Consider the following 17,426-nt stretch of genomic DNA (forward strand, 5'->3'; position numbering starts at 1 on the left):
GCTGTGACAGTCAAGACCCGCATTGGATAGCCTTGGCAAGATGACCCGTCCCGAAACTGCCCTTGTCCGCGAACTCGAGGCCGCGCTGGCCTTCTGGCAGGCAGCCGGGGTCAGCCACGATTTCCGTGATCACGCCACCGCGTGGTTGGCCGAGGCGCCGCGCGCAACCGCCGCACCCGGAAACGCCCGCCCTGCTGCGGCCCATCACACGGCGACGCGGGCCCAGGCACCCGCCGCATCCTTGTCCGCCATTCAGCGCGATAAGGCCGCTCCGCCTGCGGTAGCCGCCGGGGCGCCGCGTGCGCGCCTGCTGGGCGAATCCCCTCCGCGCGATCTCGCATCCTTCCGCGATTGGTGGATGAGCGCACCAGGCCTCGCGGCCACGCAGGCCTTTCCCCGGATAGCACCGCGCGGCGAAGCAGGCGCAGAGCTGCTGGTGCTGGTGCCCCAACCGGAGGAAGGCGACCGCGAGCACCTGCTCGGCGGGCCGCAGGGGCGGCTGCTCGCCAATATCCTTGCCGCAATGGGCCTCAAGGAAAGCGCCGTCTATCTCGCGGCCGCCCTGCCCTGCCACACGCCGATGGCTGATCTGGCGATGCAGGCCGCCCGCGGAATGGACGCAGTCACAGCGCATCACATCGCGCTCGCCGCCCCGCACAAGGTGCTCGTGCTGGGGACAGCGCTGACGGCGATGCTGGGCACGGGCGCCGCGGAAGGTTTACGGGAAATCAACCATGCCGACCGCAGGGTTCCGGTAATGGTCAGCGAAACGCTCGAAGCAATGTTGTACTCGCCCACGCTCAAGGCGCGGTTCTGGCGGAGATGGATGGAATGGTCGGCTTCAAACTGAAGCACGGGCTTGGTTCGGCAATCGCGGTTATCGTGCTGGCCGCCGCAGGCCTGCCGGTGGCAGCGCAGGCGCAGTCGGGCGACCTCGTGGCGCGCTGGGACGATGGCGCAAAGCGCGAGAGCGTAGTCGGCACGGTGCTTTCGTCCGAGGAGCGGGCCTTCTATCGTCAGCTGTTCGCCATGATCGATGCCGAGCAATGGGGCGAGGTCGAAAGCCTGCTCGCCGCGCGCCCCGACGGGGTGCTGACCCAAGTCGCGCGTGCCGAATATTACACCCACGCCAACAGCCCCAAGGTTTCCGCAGAACAGATCAGCGCCTGGTTGGCCGCCGGCACCGAATTGCCACAGGCTGAACAGATCGCGCGGATGGGGGCCAAGCGCGGCGTCACCTCCTTGCCGCCGCTGCCCCGTGCGCAGGACTTTGCGCGTCAGCCTTCGGCGCCCAAGCGCACCCTGCCGCGCACCGTCAATGACGGAACCATGCCTGCCGCGACTGCGGGTGCGATCCTCGCCGCGATCAAGGCCGACAACCCGACGGAGGCCCATCGCCTGCTGACCGAGGCCGACGGGCAGCTCTCCAGCGATGCCCGCGCCGAATGGCGCCAGCGGGTCGCCTGGAGTTACTACATCGAGAACAACGATACCGCTGCGCTCGAACTGGCGCGCACCGTGGCCGAAGGCAGCGGCGAATGGGTCGCCGAAGGGGCGTGGGTCGAAGGCCTGGCCGCTTGGCGGCTCGGCTACTGCGCGCTCGCGGGCGAGGCTTTTGCCCGCGCTGCGGCGCGCGCCTCGAACCCAGAACTCGCAGCAGCCAGCCATTATTGGGCGCATCGTTCGCTGGTGCGCTGCCGCGAGCCGGGTCAGGCGCAACAGCACCTGTCGGCCGCCGCGCAGATGCACGAGACGCTCTATGGGATGCTCGCCGCCGACCAGCTCGGGATCGAACTTCCTGCCCACGCGCCGCCCGCGCGGTTCGACCGCAATGACTGGGAGCAGCTTGCGCACCGCAGCAATGTCCGCGTGGCAATGGCGCTGGCCGAGATCGGGCGTGCGGGCCTCGCCGACGAGGTGCTGCGGCACGAAGCGCGGATCGGCCCGGCGAGCCAGTATGACGCGCTCGCTCGCCTCGCCCGCGAGATGGGCCTGCCTTCGACCCAGCTGTTCTTGGCCAGCAACGCGCCCTACGGCAGGCGCAGCGATCCCTCCTTGCGCTTCCCGATCGCTTACTGGCAACCCGTGGGCGGGTGGCGGGTCGATCCCAGCCTTGCCTTTGCCCATGCGCTGCAGGAATCGAACTTCCGCACCAATGCGGTCAGCCCTGCCAATGCCCGCGGGCTGATGCAGATCATGCCCGGCACAGCACGCGATCATGCCGGCCGCCTCGGCCTCGGCGCGTCCTACGAGGATCTGAACGATCCGCATGTCAACCTCGCCTACGGCCAGCGCCACCTCGAGATGCTGCGCGACAGTCCCGCCACCGGCGGCACTCTGCCCAAGATCGTCGCGGCGTATAATGCCGGGCTGAGGCCGGTCGAGCGCTGGAACTATGAGATCAATGATCAGGGCGATCCGCTGCTGTGGATGGAATCGATCCCCTTTTGGGAAACCCGCAGCTATGTTGCGATCGTGATGCGCAATTACTGGATGTATGAACGCGCCGCCGGGGTGCCCTCGCCCAGCCGACGGGCCTTGGCGCAGGGGCGCTGGCCCGAGTTTCCGCGTCCGCAAACGCTGCGCTCTGCCCGACTGGAACCGTAATGGCGATCGACGAAAGCCGCACCTTCAAGCCGATCAACATCGCGGTGCTGACCGTTTCGGACACCCGCACCCCCGAAACCGACACCTCGGGCGATATCCTCGCCGGGCGGGTCACGAGCGCAGGCCACAACCTCGCCGCACGCATGATCGTCAAGGACGATGCCAAAGCCCTCGCCGCGCAGTTCGACGCATGGATCGACGATCCGGCGATCGACGCGGTGGTGAGCACCGGCGGCACCGGCCTGACCGGCCGCGATGTCACGCCCGAGGCGCTGGCGATGATCGAGGGCGCGCGCGAAATCCCGGGCTTTGGCGAACTGTTCCGCTGGCTCAGCTTCAAGACCATCGGCACCAGCACGGTGCAATCGCGTGCGCTCGCCGTAGTCGCGCGCGGCACCTATATTTTCGCCCTGCCCGGCTCCAACGGCGCGGTGAAGGACGGATGGGACGGCATCCTTGCCGAACAGCTCGACAGCCGCAACCGGCCGTGCAATTTCGTCGAACTGATGCCGCGGCTCAAGGAAGTCTGATTACGACCTGCACCTGTGGTCTGTGGCATGGCCGCGCTGGCGCAAGCTCGATTTTGTGTTGGCGCACCCCCTTGGGAGGGGGAGAATCGCGTGCGTTGCACGATACTTGCAGCAGCCCTGTCACTGGCGGTGGGCAGCACGGCGGCTCAGGCCCAAGCCTCAACGCTGTCGCACTTCACCCGCGCCGATTTCGAACGCGCGTTGACCGAGTCCGGGGCAAGCATCACCTCTGCCGCCGGGTCCGAGCGGATCGCGTTCACCCTCCACGGCGGCGTGACCGCCGATGCCCTGCTGCTCGCCTGCGGGGACGATAAGACCAAGACACGCTGCCTCGGCTCCTCCTTGCTCGCCACCTTCCAGGCCGATGCCGACACCACGCGCGAACGGAAGATTGAGGCGGTCAACAAGAACTATTACAAAGAGAATTTCGGCCGCGCTCATATCGAGCCCGATGGCGTGATCGCGGTCAGGATATACATGATCGCCGACGGCGGGATTACCCGCGAGAACCACGCCACCCAGATCGGCATGTGGTTCGCCTTGGTGGTCGATTCCTTCGGCTATCTCTACCCCGAAAACGGCGCCTGGCACACGCGCGGCGGATGACAGCGGGATAATCGTTCTTTATATGTTCTCCGGTCATGCCGGAGCGAATCCATGGACGCGGCGCCCAGTCAGGGGCGACATCGACCCGTTTCGACCTGCCCTCGCGCGCGGTCGACGGGGATTGGCGCGACTATCTGGCATCGCTCGATGGTCCGCCGGTGAAACTGCGCACCACGGTGACCGAGGAGAGGGCCAGATCAATCCTCAGCTTCAACCAATCGCCCGACGTGCCTTTCGACCGTTCGGTAAATGCCTATCGCGGCTGCGAGCATGGCTGCATCTACTGCTTTGCCCGCCCGACCCACGCCTATCACGATCTTTCGCCGGGGCTGGACTTCGAGACCAAGCTTTTCGCCAAGCCCAACGCCGCCGCGCTGCTGCGGGCGACGTTGGCGAAGAAGGGCTACCAGCCCCGCCCTATCGCTATGGGCACCAACACCGACCCCTACCAGCCGATCGAGCGCTCCTACCGGATCACCCGGCAGTTGCTCGAGGTCTGTCTCGAGGCGCGCCACCCCGTCACCATCACCACCAAGTCCGACCGGGTGCTTATGGATGCCGACCTGCTGGCGGAGATGGCGCAGGAAAAGCTGGTGGCGGTGGCGATTTCGGTGACGACGCTCGACAGAATGCTCTCGGCCAAGCTCGAACCGCGCTGCGCTGCACCGGCCAAGCGATTGAGCGCGTTGGGCAAGCTGGTGGAGCTGGGCGTGCCGGTGCATTGCTCGCTCTCGCCGATCATCCCGGCGATCACGGACGAATTCATCGAAGGCATTATCGCGCGGGTCGGCGAACTTGGCGTGAAAAGCGCTGGCTGGATCCCGCTGCGCCTCCCGCACGAAGTCGCGCCGCTGTTCCGCGAATGGCTCGCCGTCCACTATCCCGAACGCGCCGGCAAGGTGATGGGAATCGTGCGCGAGATGCGCGGCGGGCGGGACAATGATCCGAACTTCCACAGCCGCATGAACCCGCAAGGCGTCTGGGCCGATCTCATCCGCGCGCGCTTCAAGCTGGCGTGCAAGCGTGCGGGGATCGGCAAGGCGCGGTTCGAGCTCGATTGTTCGCGCTTCAGGGCGCCGGAAGTGAGCGGGCAGTTGCGGTTGATTTAGGCGCTCACCCGAACCCCTCCCCCGCCTCGCCCGGTGCGAACCGCACCAATCGGCTGTCAACCAAAGCGGCGGTGCGGTTGACCACCGCCTTCTGATAATCCGGGTCCTTGATCATCGCGAAGAAGGCGCCGGCATTGGGGTAGTGGGCGATGAAGGCATCGTGCCAGCGCTCGCCCTCGGGGCCGGTCACCATGGTCTCGAACGTGCCGCGCCAGATGATCTGCCCACCGACCCTGCGGAAAATCGGGCCGCTCGTCACCCCGTATTCCGCGTAGGCGCGGCGCCCGCTCCAGCCCTTGCCGGCGTGCTCGTGTCCTTCCGGATAGTCGGCCAGATCGCGGTAGAGCAGCAGGTTGAGCATATTGATCGGCGTGTCCCGCGGCAGGTCCTTGAAGGCCTGAAAGTTCGCCGGCGACGGATCGATGAAAACCTCACGCATTGTCCCACCCCTCTCCCGTCAGGTCGCATTGCATATAGACCGTATCGAGCCGCCGCCCGAACTTCAAGCCGACATTGCGCAGCCGCCCTGCGTGGACGAAACCGCACTTGCCGTGGAGCGCGACCGAGGCCGGCTCGCCTCCGCCGATCACCGCGATCATCTGTTCGAACCCGGATGCGCGCGCGGCATCGATCAGCGCCCTCAGCAGCTTCGTGCCAATCCCTTGCCCTCGCGCGCTTTCGGCGATGTAGATGCTGTTCTCGCAGGTGCGGGCATAGGCGGCGCGCGGGCGGAACTGGGTCACATAGGCATAGCCGATCACCGCGTCCTCTGCCTCCGCGACGAGGAACGGCCATCCTCGCGCGCTCACTTCGGCGATCTTGACCGCCCATTCCGCAACGCTCGGCCCTGCGCTGTCGAACGATGCCGTGCCGTGGGCAACGTGGTAATCGTAGATCGCACAGACGGCCCCAGCGTCGCTTGGCTGCGCAGGCCGGATGGGCGCGTCAGGCAAGCTTGTAGTCGGCAAACCGGTCACGCAGGTCCTTCTTGGAAATCTTGCCCGTGGCGGTGTGCGGGATTTCATCGAGGAATTCGACCGCATCGGGCAACCACCACTTGGCAACCAGCGGCTTGAGGTGCGCGATGATGTCCTCGGCCGAAACCTCGGCCCCGGGCTTTCTGACCAGGAACAGCACCGGACGCTCGTCCCACTTCGGGTGGTAAATGCCGATGCAGGCAGCCTCGGCCACGCCCGGATGGCCGCAGGCGGCGTTTTCGAGCTCGACCGAACTGATCCACTCCCCGCCCGACTTGATCACGTCCTTGGTGCGGTCGGTCAGTTGCAGCGTGCCGTCGGGATGGATGATGCCGACATCGCCGGTATCGAACCAGCCCTCGTTGTTGACCGCGTCCTTGTCGGCTTTGAAATAGCGCTTGATCACCCAAGGCCCGCGGATCTGGAGCGCGCCCGAAGTCTTGCCGTCGCGCGGCAGTTCGGTGGTCATGTCGTCAAGGTCAACCGTGCGCAGCTGCACCCCGAAGATCGGGCGCCCCTGCATCGCGGTTTTCTCGACCTTCTGTTCGAGCGTGAGCTGGTCCCAGTCCCAGGTCGGGCCGCCCACGGTGCCGATCGGTGACGTCTCCGTCATCCCCCAGGCGTGCTGGACGCGGGTGCCGTTCTTCATCAGCCGTTCGATCATGAACTTGGGTGCCGCCGAACCGCCGATGGTCGCCGCCTTGAGCGGCGGCAGGTCGAGGCCATTGGCATCGCAATACTGGAAATGCGCCAGCCAGACGGTCGGCACGCCGGCGGAATCGGTCACCCCTTCGCGCAGCATCAGATCGTGCAGCACGGCCGGATCGTTGACCGCCGAGAACACGAACTTGATCCCCGCCATCGCGCCAGCATAGGGCAGGCCCCAGCTGGCCGCATGGAACATTGGCACCACGGGCAGCATCACCGAGGAACTCGAGAAGTTGAACGCCGCCGGCTGCAACCCGGCCAAGGCGTGGAGCACGGTCGAGCGGTGCTCGTATTGCACGCCCTTGGGATTGCCGGTCGTGCCCGAGGTGTAGCAGATCATGCAGGGGTCGGTCTCGGCGCCGGTGACCCACTCGAAATCGCCGTCCTGCGCGCCGATCCAGTCCTCGAAGGCCGGAGCATTCGCCCCGCTGTCGTAACAAATGTAGTGTTCGACCGTGGGCCAGCGCGCGCGCATCCGGTCGACGATCGGCTGGAACGCCGCGTCATAGCACATCACGCGGTCCTCGGCGTGATTGACGATATATTCGAGCTGGTCGTCGAACAGGCGCGGGTTGACCGTGTGCAGCACCCCGCCCATGCCGGCCACACCATACCAGCTCACCAGATGGCGCGAATGGTTCATCGCGAGGCTCGCGACCTTGTCGCCGGGCTTCAGCCCGAGCGCCTGCAATGCCTGCGCCATCTTCAGCGCATCGCGGCGGATGCCGGCCCAGTTGGTGCGGGTCTCGCTGCCATCGGCCCAGCGGCTGACGATCTCCCGCTCCGGCGCCTCGCGCGCGGCGTGATCAATCACCGCGGTCACCCGCATGGTCCAGTCCTGCATTGCCCCGAGCCTGGTTCCGGCCATCGTCGTTTCTCTCCTCAAGTCAGCTCCGCAGCGCCTGAGCGCACGGTCGATGATCTATCCACCGCGCTTCCATGCCTTTGCCCCGGGCGCTTGGCAATCGCCCTTGCGCAGCATTCGCAAGCCGCGCCCAGCGCTGCGCAGGACAGGGCGCGAAACATCGCGCAGGCTGTCACAAGCCTGCCATGCAGCACGCCTAGAGTACGGCGCATTATCAAGCACCCGGAGGGCGGACATGAGGTTTTCGGCGGTTCTTCTGACAGGCGCAGCGGCATGCATCACCCTGCCCGCACAGGCCCGCGACGGGCAGTTCTACATCGGCATCAACGGCGGGGTCAGCCTCGAAGACCAGGTCGATGTCGATCTCGCCAACAACAACCCGCAAGCCAACGCCGCCTTTGCCGACACCAACAGCGGCATCGATGCCGATATCGTGGTCGGCTACGATCTCGGGGCTTTCCGGCTCGAGGCCGAGGGCGGCTACAAGCGCAACGGCTATGACGGGCTGACCGTGGTCAATTCGGGCATCCTGCCGGGCGGCCTCACGGTGCCGCCGGGCACGGTGGTGCAGAACGAGGCAGACCTGTCGATCTGGAGCGGAATGCTCAACGGGCTCGTCGAACTAGGCAAGGATGGCGGGGTGCAGGTCTTTGCCGGTGGCGGGGTCGGCATCGCCAAGCTCGATCTGCCGGTCAAGGTCGCCGGCATCGGCACGGTGGTCGACGACAGCGCCACCGATTTTGCCTGGCAACTGCTCGCCGGCCTGCGGGTGGCGGTCAGCGACCATGTCGATCTGGGGGTGAAGTATCGCTATTTCGTCGCCGACGGGTTCGCGCTCGAAGCGGCCAATGGCGTGCCGATCGAGGCGGGCTACACCGCGCATTCGGTGCTGGCGAGCCTGGTCTATAATTTCGGCGGGAAAGCCGCTCCGCCCCCGTCCCCGCCGCCACCTCCTCCGCCGCCACCTCCCCCGCCGCCGCCTCCGCCGCCTCCCCCGCCGCCGGCGGCACCCAAGCCGGTGTGCAGCACCGGGCCGTTCATCGTGTTCTTCGATTTCGACAAGTCCGACCTCACGGCCGAGGCTGCGACCATCCTCGATGCGGCCATCACCGCCTATGGCAATTGCGGCACGGCGCGGGTGATGCTGGCCGGTCACACCGACACCGCGGGCAGCGCGCGCTACAATATCGGCCTCGCCGCGCGCCGCAACGCCGCGGTGCGCAGCTATCTTACCGCGCGCGGCATTCCCGATGCGCGGATCATGGCCGAGGCCTTTGGCGAGAGCCAGCCGCGCGTCCCCACCGCCGATGGCGTGCGCGAGGCGCAGAACCGCCGCGTCGAAGTGACCTACGGCCCCGGCGCGGGGATGTAGTCCTCGGCTTCCACAATATGCCTGCATTTGGGGGGCGACCGCTGGTTGCCCCCTCTTTCTGTGCGGCTAAGCGACGAGCCGCAGCGCCGCCTTGCTCTTGACCGGCACCAGCTCGACATTGCTGATGCCCGGCACCTCGGCCAGTCGCTCGGCCATCTCGCCCGACAGCAGGAAGCCGCGCCCAAGCCGCAGCTGCGCATGGCCGCCGCTCTCCAGCCGCAGCCGCACCACCACCTCGCCATTGCCGATCAAATCGCCGTCATCCCTCACATCGAGCGCGAGCTTGAGTTCGCGCAGCGCGTCGAGGCTGGCGATATCGGCCCTGAGCTGCATCGGCGTGGCCCCGCTCACCGCGCTCAGCGGGCGGGCGCTGCGCACGGTGAGGCGCGGCGGCTCGTCGGGATTGGGCGCGTCGAGCTCGACCGTCATCAGCAGGCACTCGCCATCCGCGGCCCAGCGTTCGAACTGCGGCACGAGCGCCTCCTCGAAGCAGGCTGCCGAGAACTGGCCGGAACTGTCAGAGAAATCGGCGCGCACGAAGGTGCCGCCCTTGCGGGTGCGGGCCTTGGTGATGCCTTCGACCAGCACCGCCATCACCGCCGCCCCGCGCCCGCCCGCAGGCGCGCCGCCTTCCATCAGGCTCTGATAGGTGCGCGCGCCATTGGCCGAGGCCAACTCGCGATACTGCTGCACCGGGTGGGCAGAAAAGTAGAAGCCGAAATTCTCGCGCTCCTTCGCCATGCGCTCGGGCTTGCTCCACGGCGTGGCGGCGGCAAGCCGCAGATCACCACCGGCAGAATCCTCTCCGCCGAACAGCCCGGCCTGCCCGCTGCTGCGCTCGCGCATCGCTGCATCGGCCACCGCCAGCAGCCGCTCGGCATTGGTGTGGAGCAAAGCGCGATCAGGCTCGAGCGTGTCGAGCGCGCCGGCGCAGATCAGCGCTTCGAGCTGGCGGCGGTTCATCGTGCCCTGCGGCAGGCGCTCGAAGAAATCCTTGAGGCTGGTGAACGGCCCGCCGGCCTCGCGCTCGGCAACGATCGCCTCCATCGCCTTCTCGCCGACATTGCGGATCCCGGCGAGGGCATAGCGCACCGCATAGCCGTGATCGGTCTGTTCGACAGTGAAGCGCGCCTCGGAGGCATTGATGCACGGCGGCAGCACTTCGATCCCTCCCGATCCGTTGGGATAGCGCCGCGCATCGTCGACAAACACGCTGAGCTTGTCCGACTGGTGCATGTCAAAGCACATCGAAGCGGCGTAGAATTCCTCGGGGTAATGCGCCTTGAGCCAGCCGGTCTGGTAAGCGAGCAGCGCATAGGCGGCCGCGTGGCTCTTGTTGAAGCCGTAGCCGGCGAACTTGTCGATCAAGTCGAACAGCTCGTTGGCGCGCTTGGCATCGATGCCCGAAACCGCCTTGCAACCCTCGACGAAGCGGCCACGCTGAGCGTCCATTTCGGCCTGCACCTTCTTGCCCATCGCGCGGCGCAGCAGGTCCGCATCGCCGAGCGAATAGCCGGCCAGCACCTGGGCTGCCTGCATCACCTGTTCCTGATAGACGAAGATGCCGTAGGTTTCGGCAAGGATTCCTTCGAGCTTGGGGTGTGGATAGTCGATCGGCACGAGGCCCGCCTTGCGCTTGCCGAACAGGTCGATGTTGTCCATCGGGCCGGGCCGATAAAGCGAGACGAGCGCGATGATATCGCCGAAATTGGTCGGCTTCACCGATTTGAGCGTGCGCCGCATCCCTTCGGACTCGAGCTGGAACACCCCTACCGTGTTGCCCGCCTTCATCAGATCATAGACCGCCGGATCATCGAGCGGCAGCGCGCCGAGGTCGATGGCAATGCCACGCTGCGCCAGCAGATCGACCGCCTTGCGCAGCACCGAGAGGGTCTTCAATCCGAGGAAGTCGAACTTCACCAGGCCCGAGGATTCGACATGCTTCATGTCGAACTGGGTCACCGGCATGTCCGAGCGTGGATCGCGATAGAGCGGCACGAGCTGCGCCAGCGGGCGATCGCCGATCACAACGCCCGCCGCATGGGTCGAGGAATTGCGCGGCAGGCCCTCGAGCTGCATCGCCAGATCGACCAGGCGCTTCACTTCGGGGTCGTTATCGTATTCGCGCTTGAAGTCGGCCACGCCGTTCAAGGCGCGCGACAGCGACCAGGGATCGGTCGGGTGGTTGGGCACCATCTTGCACAGGCGGTCGACCTGTCCGTAGCCCATCTGCAGGATGCGCCCGCAATCGCGCAGCACCGCGCGCGCCTTGAGCTTGCCGAAGGTGATGATCTGCGCGACGTGATCTGCGCCATATTTCTGCTGGACATAGCGGATCACTTCGCCGCGCCGGGTTTCGCAGAAGTCGATATCGAAGTCGGGCATCGACACGCGTTCGGGATTGAGAAAACGTTCGAACAGCAACCCAAGCCGGATCGGATCGAGATCGGTGATGGTCAGCGCCCATGCCACCGCCGAGCCCGCGCCCGAGCCGCGCCCCGGCCCCACGGGAATGCCCTGCTCCTTGGCCCACTTGATGAAGTCGGCAACGATCAGAAAATAGCCGGGGAAGCCCATCTTCACGATCACCTCGATCTCGAATTCGAGGCGGTCGGAATAGACGCGGCGCTCGTCCTCGGTGAGATCGGGATAGGCGGCGAGCCGCGCTTCAAGCCCCCGGCGCGAATCTTCAGCCAGCATCCGCGCCTCGCCCGCCAGATCGCCCGCAAGGCTGGGCAGGATCGGCTTGCGATAGGGCGGTGCGAAGGCGCAACGCTGGGCGATGACGAGCGTATTGGCCAGCCCCTCGGGCAGATCGGCGAACAGCTCCTCCATCATGCTGGCCGATTTGACATAGGCCTCGCGGTTGGAGCGCGGGCGATCCTCGGCCTCGATCTGAGTCGAATGGGCGATGCAGAGCATCGCGTCATGCGCCCCGTATTGATGCGGCTCGGCAAAATTGGCAGGGTTGGTGGCGACCAGCGGAAGGTCGCGGGCATAGGCAAGTTCGATCAACGCCTCTTCGGCGCGCTGTGTCACCGGATCGCCGGCGCGCGCGATCTCGATGTAGAGCCGCGCGGGAAACAGCGCTTCCAGCCGCTCGGCCAGCCGCGCCGCGGCCTCGTGTTGGCCATCGGCGAGCAGCCGCGTCAGCCCGCCCTCGCCCGCCCCGGTCAGCGCGATCAGCCCGCCGGTGCGCCCTTCGAGATCGGCCAGCGTGACATGCGGTTCGAGTTCCAGCGGGCGATCGAGATGCGCCTTGCTGACGAGGTGGCAGAGATTGGCATAGCCTGCCTCATCCTGCACATAGAGCGGCAGGTAGTCGATCGTCCGCGCGCTCGATCCGTCCACGCCCTCGCGCGCGACGCCCAGCAGCGTGCCGATGATCGGCTGCACCCCTTCGCCCTTGCAGGCGCTGGCGAAGGCCATGATGCCGTAAAGCCCGTTGCGGTCGCAGATTGCGATCGCGGGAAAGCCGCGCTCCCTCGCCAGCTTGGCGATCGCCTTGGGATCGATCGCCCCTTCGAGCATCGAATAGGACGACATCACGCGCAGCGGAACGAAGGGAGCAAAGGCCATGAGCGCAGTTTAGGAATTTGCGCCGATTTCGGAAGCGTTCCCGCCGGTTAATTCTCCACAGGGGGTGGCTGTCGTCAGAGCAGCTTCTCGATGTCGGCGGCGATGCTTTCGGGCTTGTCGGTCGGGGCGTAGCGCTTGACGACCCGGCCCTCGCGGTCGATCAGGAACTTGGTGAAGTTCCACTTGATCGCCGTGGTGCCCATCAGCCCCTTGGCTTGCCGCTTCATCCAGTCGAACAAGGGCGAGGCATTCTCGCCATTGACGTCGATCTTGGCCATCAGCGGGAAAGTGACCCCGAAATTGACCTTGCAGAACTGCTCGATCTCCGCGTCGCTGCCCGGTTCCTGCGCGCCGAATTGATTGCAGGGGAAACCCAGCACCTCGAACCCGCGGTCCCGGTATCGCCGGTAGAGCTGCTCGAGCCCGTCATATTGGGGCGTGAAGCCGCACTTGCTGGCGGTGTTGACGACCAGCAGCACCTTGCCGAGCTTGCTCGACAGATCGAGCGGTTCGCCCGTGTTGGTGGTGACGGTGAAATCGGCAATCGTGGTCATGTCCCGTCCTGTGTCAAAGTCCTTCGATCAACACGCCGTCCTTGAGCCGCACCACCCGGTCCATCCGCGCGGCGAGGCGTTCGTTGTGGGTGGCGACCAAGGCCGCACTGCCCTCGCCCCGCACCAGCGCGAGGAACTGGCCCAGTACCACGTCCGAAGTCGCCTCGTCGAGATTGCCGGTCGGCTCGTCCGCGAGCACCAGCATCGGCCGGTTGGCGAGCGCGCGGGCCACCGCGACGCGCTGCTGTTCACCGCCGGAAAGCTGGCTCGGCCGGTGGGTCAGGCGTTCGCCGAGACCGAGACCGGTCAGCAGGGCATCGGCGCGCGCTTCGGCCGCCGCGCGCGCCACCCCGCGAATCATCTGCGGCATCACCACGTTCTCGCGCGCGTCGAAATCGGGCAGGAGGTGGTGAAACTGGTAAACAAAGCCGAGATGTTCGCGCCTGAGCTGGGTGCGCTCATCCCCGGCGAGGTGTTCCGCCTGCTGCCCGGCAAGGACGATCGAACCCTCGAACCCGCCTTCGAGCAGGCCGATCGCCTGGAGCATGGTCGACTTGCCCGAACCCGACGGCCCAAGCAGGGCAACGATCTCGCCCGGCATGATGTCGAGGTTCACGCCGCGCAGCACGTCGATGCGCTGCCCGCCCTGTTCGAACGAGCGCCGGAGGCCCCTGAGCGAAACGATTGGCCGGGGGCTATTCATAGCGCAGCACCTGCACCGGATCGGTATTGGCTGCCTTGAGCGCCGGATAGAGCGTCGCCAGGAAGCTCATCCCCAGCGCCAGCGCGACAATGCCGAGGACCTCCCATGGATCGGTGCGTGAGGGCAGGCTGGAAAGGAAGCGCACTTCCGGGTTCCAGATCTGCTGGCCGGTGGCGAAGGCGATGGCGGCGACGATCTGTTCGCGGAAGAACAGCACGACCGCGCCCAGCGCCAGCCCCGCGGCCGTGCCGATTGCGCCGATAGTGGTGCCGGTGGTGACGAAGATCTTGAGCAGGCTTTTCCGCGTTGCGCCCATCGTGCGCATGATCGCGATGTCGCGGGTCTTGGCGCGCACCAGCATGACCAGGCTCGACAGAATGTTGAAAGATGCCACCACCACCATGAAACTCAAGGCGAAGAACATCGCCACGCGCTCCACCTGAAGCGCCTCGAACAGCGCGGAGTTGATGCTCTTCCAGTCGGACACCACCGCCTGCCCGGCAAGCTTGTCGGCGATCGGCTGGAGAATCTGGCTGACCTTGTCCGGATCCTCGACGGTGACCTCGATCATCCCGATCTTGTCGCCCATCAGCAGCAGCGTCTGCGCCGCGCTGATCGGCAGGACAACGAACTTCTCGTCATAGTCGTAGATGCCGACCTCGAAGATCGCCCCGACCTCGTAGCCGATCTGGCGGATCGAGGTTCCGAACGGGGTGGCGCGGCCCTGGGGATTGATGATCGTAATCGTGTCACCCACCCGGATGCCAAGGTTTTGCGCCAGCCGCGAGCCGATCGCCACCCGGCCCGCTGCCCCGACCGCCGAGGCCTGGTAGAGCTTGCGGATATCGCCCATCACCACCTTGTCGCTCAGCGCGTCAATGTTCTCGTCGGTCTCGCCCCGCACGAACACCGCTTCCACCCTACCATCGAAGCTGATCAGCAAGGGCTGCTCGATCAGCGGCGAGGCTTCGACCACGCCCGGCGTGCGCTCGACATTGGCGAGCACGCTCTGCCAGTTGTCGAGCCTGCCGCCATAGGCCTGGACGATGGCATGGCCGTTCAGCCCCACGATCTTGTCGAGCAACTCGGCGCGAAAGCCGTTCATAACGCTCATCACCACCACCAGCAGCGCGACCGAGAGCGCCACCACGCCCACCGCAATGCTTGCAACCAGCGCGATGAAGGCCTCGCCCTTGCCGGGCCAGAGGTAACGCTTGGCGATCATCCATTCGAAGGGGGAAAGCATGGAAGGTGGGGTGCTGCCTTTATGGTGAACGCTGCCTGTAGTGCGCCGGACATGCCGCTGCAATCCCGCGCTTGGCCATTGTCCTGTCGCCGCCGGGCTTGCGCAGGTCAGCCGGCATGATCGGCAAGGCACGCCGCGCCTGTCACATCGCGGTCAGCAAAAAGGCGGGCATGGCGGGGCCGCTATCCCTTGTAATTGATCCGTCATATCGCCATTGGGGCAAGGCCCACCCCGCGGCTGATTTGCGGGCAGGTCTGGTGATGCCGATGACACCCCTCGAAGTGACTCACCCCTTCCACTATGCCGATGGCGACAAACTGCGCGAGGAATGCGGCATCTTCGGCGCGATCAATGCATCGGATGCGGCGGCGGCAACCGCGCTGGGCCTCCACGCGCTCCAGCACCGCGGGCAGGAAGCGGCGGGAATCGTCAGCTGGGACGGCTCGGAGTTCTACGCCCGGCGGGGCCTTGGCCATGTCGCCGAAAATTTCTCCTCCCCCGAAGCCATCGCCGAACTGCCCGGTCATATGGCCGCCGGCCACGTGCGCTATTCCACCACTGGCGGTTCGGGCCTGCGCAACGTCCAGCCGCTCTATGCCGATCTTGCCAGCGGCGGCTTTGCCGTGGCGCACAATGGCAATATCTCCAACGCCATGACCTTGCGCGCCGATCTGGTGAACAAGGGTTCGATCTTCCAGTCGACTTCGGACACGGAGGTGATCATCCACCTGGTTGCCACCAGTCGCTACCCCACGATTGCCGACCGGCTGGTGGACGCGCTGCGACTGGTCGAGGGCGCCTATGCCCTGATCGTGATGACGCCCGAGGGCATGATCGCCTGCCGCGATCCGCTCGGCATCCGTCCGCTGGTGATGGGGCGGATGGGCGAATCGATCCTGTTCGCCTCCGAAACCGTCGCCTTCGACGTGGTCGGCGCCGAGGTCATCCGCGAAGTCGAGCCCGGCGAACTGGTGCTGGTCAATTTCTCGGGCGAAATCCGCTCGGTGCGTCCCTTCGGCAACCCGGCCCCGCGCCCCTGCATCTTCGAACACGTCTATTTCAGCCGCCCCGATTCCGTATTCGTCGGCCGTTCGGTCTATGAGACGCGCAAGGCGATCGGAGTGCAGCTCGCGCGCGAGGCGCCGTGCGAGGCCGATCTGGTCGTCCCCGTCCCCGACAGCGGTGTGCCGGCCGCGCTCGGCTTCGCTCAGGCCTCGGGTATCCCCTTCGAGCTTGGCATCATCCGCTCGCACTATGTCGGGCGCACCTTCATCCAGCCCGGCGACGGCGCGCGCCATTCGAGCGTCAAGCGCAAGCACAATGCCAACCGCGCGCTCGTCGAAGGTCGGCGCATCGTCCTGATCGACGATTCGATCGTGCGCGGTACCACCTCGCTCAAGATCGTCGAGATGATGCGTGAGGCGGGCGCGGCCGAAGTCCATTTCCGCGTCGCCAGCCCGCCGACGGCGCATTCCTGCTTCTACGGGGTGGACACGCCCGAACGCTCCAAGCTGCTGGCTGCGCGCATGGACCTGGAACCGATGCGCGAATTCATCAAGGCCGACAGCCTCGCCTTCATCTCGATCGACGGGCTTTACCGCGCAGTCGGGCATGAACAGCGCGATCCGGCCCGGCCGCAGTTCTGCGACGCCTGCTTCACCGGCGACTACCCCACTTCGCTCACCGACCTTGCGCTGGCCGAAGCCAAGAACGCCGAGCTTCCCTTCGCTGACCCCAAGGCCGCATGATTCCATGACCGAGACTGCAAAACCGCTTTCCGGGCGCATCGCGCTCGTCACCGGCGCGAGCCGCGGCATCGGCGCGGCCACCGCCAAGGCGCTGGCTGGGGCCGGTGCACACGTCATTCTCGTCGCCCGCAAGGTCAAGGCGCTGGAGGCGGTCGAGGATGAAATCCATGCCGCGGGCGGAACCTCGACCATCGCCCCGCTCGATCTGACCGAGCCGGATTCGATCACGCGCCTCGCCACGGCGATTGCCGGCCGCTGGAACAAGCTCGATATCCTCGTGCTTTCAGCAGCCTATCTGCCGGATCTGACACCGGTTGCGCAGATCGAACCCAAGCAGTTCAACCAGGCCCTGCTGACCAATGTGGTCGCCACGCAGGCGATGATTGCCGCCTTCGACACGATGCTGCGCCAGTCCGAGGCGGGCCGGTTGATTGGCCTCACCAGCAGTCTCGGTCGCGCGCCGCGGGCCTATTGGGGCGCCTATGGCGCGACCAAGGCGGCGTTCGAGAACCTGCTGGAAACCTATGGCGCGGAAGTGGAGAAGCTCAGCCGCCTGCGCGTCGCGATCATCGATCCGGGCGCGACCCGCACCGACATGCGTGCCCGGGCCTTCCCCGGCGAGGATCCGGAGACGGTCAAGCCTCCCGAAGTCGTCGCCGACCGGCTGGTCGCGCTGCTGGTGGAAGGCTTCGACATGCTCCACCGCGAACGCATCGGCTGAATTGTTTTCGCGCGCCTTTTCGGCAAGCGGGGGCAGCGGTTTACCAATTCCGGTAACGGCGCCTTAGGGATTTCAGGCTCATTCAACCTGATAGCTCAGGC

The 17,426-nt window shown here is 66.1% G+C and carries 15 protein-coding genes; 8 read left to right on the top strand and 7 right to left on the bottom strand.

Annotation, left to right across the window (positions count from 1 at the left end; translation table 11 throughout):
* The first annotated feature begins 40 nt into the window (after positions 1-40).
* Genes BZF61_RS03250 through BZF61_RS03270 form a run of 5 tightly spaced genes read left to right on the top strand, consistent with a single transcriptional unit; the run spans position 41 to position 4,852 of the window.
* On the top strand, positions 41-850 hold the full coding sequence (locus BZF61_RS03250; RefSeq protein WP_143736887.1) for a uracil-DNA glycosylase family protein: 810 nt from the start codon (positions 41-43) through the stop codon (positions 848-850).
* Positions 823-2,607: a lytic transglycosylase domain-containing protein gene (locus BZF61_RS03255; protein ID WP_245804487.1), complete on the top strand. Its 1,785-nt coding sequence runs from the start codon at positions 823-825 to the stop codon at positions 2,605-2,607. The genes BZF61_RS03250 and BZF61_RS03255 overlap by 28 nt, the downstream gene beginning before the upstream one ends.
* The gene (gene moaB / locus BZF61_RS03260; protein ID WP_086617225.1) at positions 2,607-3,137 is read left to right on the top strand and encodes a molybdenum cofactor biosynthesis protein B; all 531 of its coding nucleotides are present in this window, start codon (positions 2,607-2,609) and stop codon (positions 3,135-3,137) included. The genes BZF61_RS03255 and moaB overlap by 1 nt, the downstream gene beginning before the upstream one ends.
* A 27-nt stretch (positions 3,138-3,164) precedes the next feature.
* Complete coding sequence (locus tag BZF61_RS03265) at positions 3,165-3,743, top strand: type III secretion system chaperone family protein (RefSeq protein ID WP_143736889.1); 579 nt, start codon at positions 3,165-3,167, stop codon at positions 3,741-3,743.
* A 35-nt stretch (positions 3,744-3,778) separates the two neighbouring features.
* Positions 3,779-4,852 carry a PA0069 family radical SAM protein gene (locus BZF61_RS03270; RefSeq protein ID WP_086617227.1) on the top strand — a complete coding sequence of 358 codons (1,074 nt, stop codon included), beginning with the start codon at positions 3,779-3,781 and terminating at the stop codon, positions 4,850-4,852.
* Positions 4,853-4,856: 4 nt separating this feature from the next.
* Here the strand turns inward: BZF61_RS03270 and BZF61_RS03275 are convergent, their stop codons facing one another.
* From BZF61_RS03275 to BZF61_RS03285, 3 genes are read right to left on the bottom strand one after another with little or no spacing between them, the layout of a single operon-like run.
* Positions 4,857-5,291, bottom strand: coding sequence for a DUF1330 domain-containing protein (locus BZF61_RS03275; protein WP_086617228.1), 435 nt, complete (start codon positions 5,289-5,291; stop codon positions 4,857-4,859).
* A complete protein-coding gene (locus BZF61_RS03280) occupies positions 5,284-5,805 on the bottom strand; it encodes a GNAT family N-acetyltransferase (RefSeq protein WP_245804488.1) in 522 nt (173 codons plus the stop codon). The genes BZF61_RS03275 and BZF61_RS03280 overlap by 8 nt, the downstream gene beginning before the upstream one ends.
* Positions 5,798-7,405 (bottom strand): long-chain fatty acid--CoA ligase, encoded by a 1,608-nt coding sequence (locus BZF61_RS03285; RefSeq protein WP_086617230.1) that lies wholly within the window; start codon positions 7,403-7,405, stop codon positions 5,798-5,800. Before BZF61_RS03285 ends, BZF61_RS03280 begins: the two co-directional genes overlap by 8 nt.
* A gap of 232 nt (positions 7,406-7,637) precedes the next feature.
* Between BZF61_RS03285 and BZF61_RS03290 the strand changes: the two genes are divergently transcribed.
* Positions 7,638-8,774: an OmpA family protein gene (locus BZF61_RS03290; RefSeq protein ID WP_086617231.1), complete on the top strand. Its 1,137-nt coding sequence runs from the start codon at positions 7,638-7,640 to the stop codon at positions 8,772-8,774.
* Between the two features lie 66 nt (positions 8,775-8,840).
* On the opposite strand, the gene dnaE is transcribed toward BZF61_RS03290, so the two are convergent.
* From dnaE to BZF61_RS03310, 4 genes are all read right to left on the bottom strand, one after another.
* Positions 8,841-12,353: a DNA polymerase III subunit alpha gene (dnaE, locus tag BZF61_RS03295; protein ID WP_086617232.1), complete on the bottom strand. Its 3,513-nt coding sequence runs from the start codon at positions 12,351-12,353 to the stop codon at positions 8,841-8,843.
* 74 nt (positions 12,354-12,427) lie between these two features.
* Positions 12,428-12,907: a glutathione peroxidase gene (locus tag BZF61_RS03300; protein WP_086617233.1), complete on the bottom strand. Its 480-nt coding sequence runs from the start codon at positions 12,905-12,907 to the stop codon at positions 12,428-12,430.
* A 13-nt stretch (positions 12,908-12,920) separates the two neighbouring features.
* Positions 12,921-13,610, bottom strand: coding sequence for an ABC transporter ATP-binding protein (locus BZF61_RS03305; RefSeq protein WP_086617234.1), 690 nt, complete (start codon positions 13,608-13,610; stop codon positions 12,921-12,923).
* Positions 13,603-14,856 carry a lipoprotein-releasing ABC transporter permease subunit gene (locus tag BZF61_RS03310; protein ID WP_086617235.1) on the bottom strand — a complete coding sequence of 418 codons (1,254 nt, stop codon included), beginning with the start codon at positions 14,854-14,856 and terminating at the stop codon, positions 13,603-13,605. The genes BZF61_RS03305 and BZF61_RS03310 overlap by 8 nt, the downstream gene beginning before the upstream one ends.
* Before the next feature lie 260 nt (positions 14,857-15,116).
* Here BZF61_RS03310 and purF point away from each other — a divergent pair, with 260 nt between their 5' ends.
* Both purF and BZF61_RS03320 read left to right on the top strand, forming a co-directional pair.
* Entirely contained in the window at positions 15,117-16,604 is a 1,488-nt protein-coding gene (gene purF / locus BZF61_RS03315) for an amidophosphoribosyltransferase (RefSeq protein WP_086617428.1), read from the top strand.
* A gap of 4 nt (positions 16,605-16,608) precedes the next feature.
* A complete protein-coding gene (locus tag BZF61_RS03320; protein ID WP_086617236.1) occupies positions 16,609-17,325 on the top strand; it encodes an SDR family NAD(P)-dependent oxidoreductase in 717 nt (238 codons plus the stop codon).
* Positions 17,326-17,426 lie beyond the last annotated feature (101 nt).

This window comes from Erythrobacter tepidarius, assembly GCF_002155695.1.
Lineage (GTDB): Bacteria > Pseudomonadota > Alphaproteobacteria > Sphingomonadales > Sphingomonadaceae > Erythrobacter > Erythrobacter tepidarius.

Coding starts and splice junctions, on each gene's coding strand:
- BZF61_RS03265 (WP_143736889.1), top strand. CDS start 3,165: ATGGCCGCGCTGGCGCAAGCTCGATTTTGTGTTGGCGCACCCCCTTGG.
- BZF61_RS03305 (WP_086617234.1), bottom strand. CDS start 13,610: ATGAATAGCCCCCGGCCAATCGTTTCGCTCAGGGGCCTCCGGCGCTCG.
- BZF61_RS03310 (WP_086617235.1), bottom strand. CDS start 14,856: ATGCTTTCCCCCTTCGAATGGATGATCGCCAAGCGTTACCTCTGGCCC.
- BZF61_RS03270 (WP_086617227.1), top strand. CDS start 3,779: ATGCCGGAGCGAATCCATGGACGCGGCGCCCAGTCAGGGGCGACATCG.
- BZF61_RS03320 (WP_086617236.1), top strand. CDS start 16,609: ATGACCGAGACTGCAAAACCGCTTTCCGGGCGCATCGCGCTCGTCACC.
- dnaE (WP_086617232.1), bottom strand. CDS start 12,353: ATGGCCTTTGCTCCCTTCGTTCCGCTGCGCGTGATGTCGTCCTATTCG.
- BZF61_RS03255 (WP_245804487.1), top strand. CDS start 823: ATGGATGGAATGGTCGGCTTCAAACTGAAGCACGGGCTTGGTTCGGCA.
- BZF61_RS03290 (WP_086617231.1), top strand. CDS start 7,638: ATGAGGTTTTCGGCGGTTCTTCTGACAGGCGCAGCGGCATGCATCACC.
- BZF61_RS03275 (WP_086617228.1), bottom strand. CDS start 5,291: ATGCGTGAGGTTTTCATCGATCCGTCGCCGGCGAACTTTCAGGCCTTC.
- moaB (WP_086617225.1), top strand. CDS start 2,607: ATGGCGATCGACGAAAGCCGCACCTTCAAGCCGATCAACATCGCGGTG.
- purF (WP_086617428.1), top strand. CDS start 15,117: ATGCCGATGACACCCCTCGAAGTGACTCACCCCTTCCACTATGCCGAT.
- BZF61_RS03285 (WP_086617230.1), bottom strand. CDS start 7,405: ATGGCCGGAACCAGGCTCGGGGCAATGCAGGACTGGACCATGCGGGTG.
- BZF61_RS03250 (WP_143736887.1), top strand. CDS start 41: ATGACCCGTCCCGAAACTGCCCTTGTCCGCGAACTCGAGGCCGCGCTG.
- BZF61_RS03300 (WP_086617233.1), bottom strand. CDS start 12,907: ATGACCACGATTGCCGATTTCACCGTCACCACCAACACGGGCGAACCG.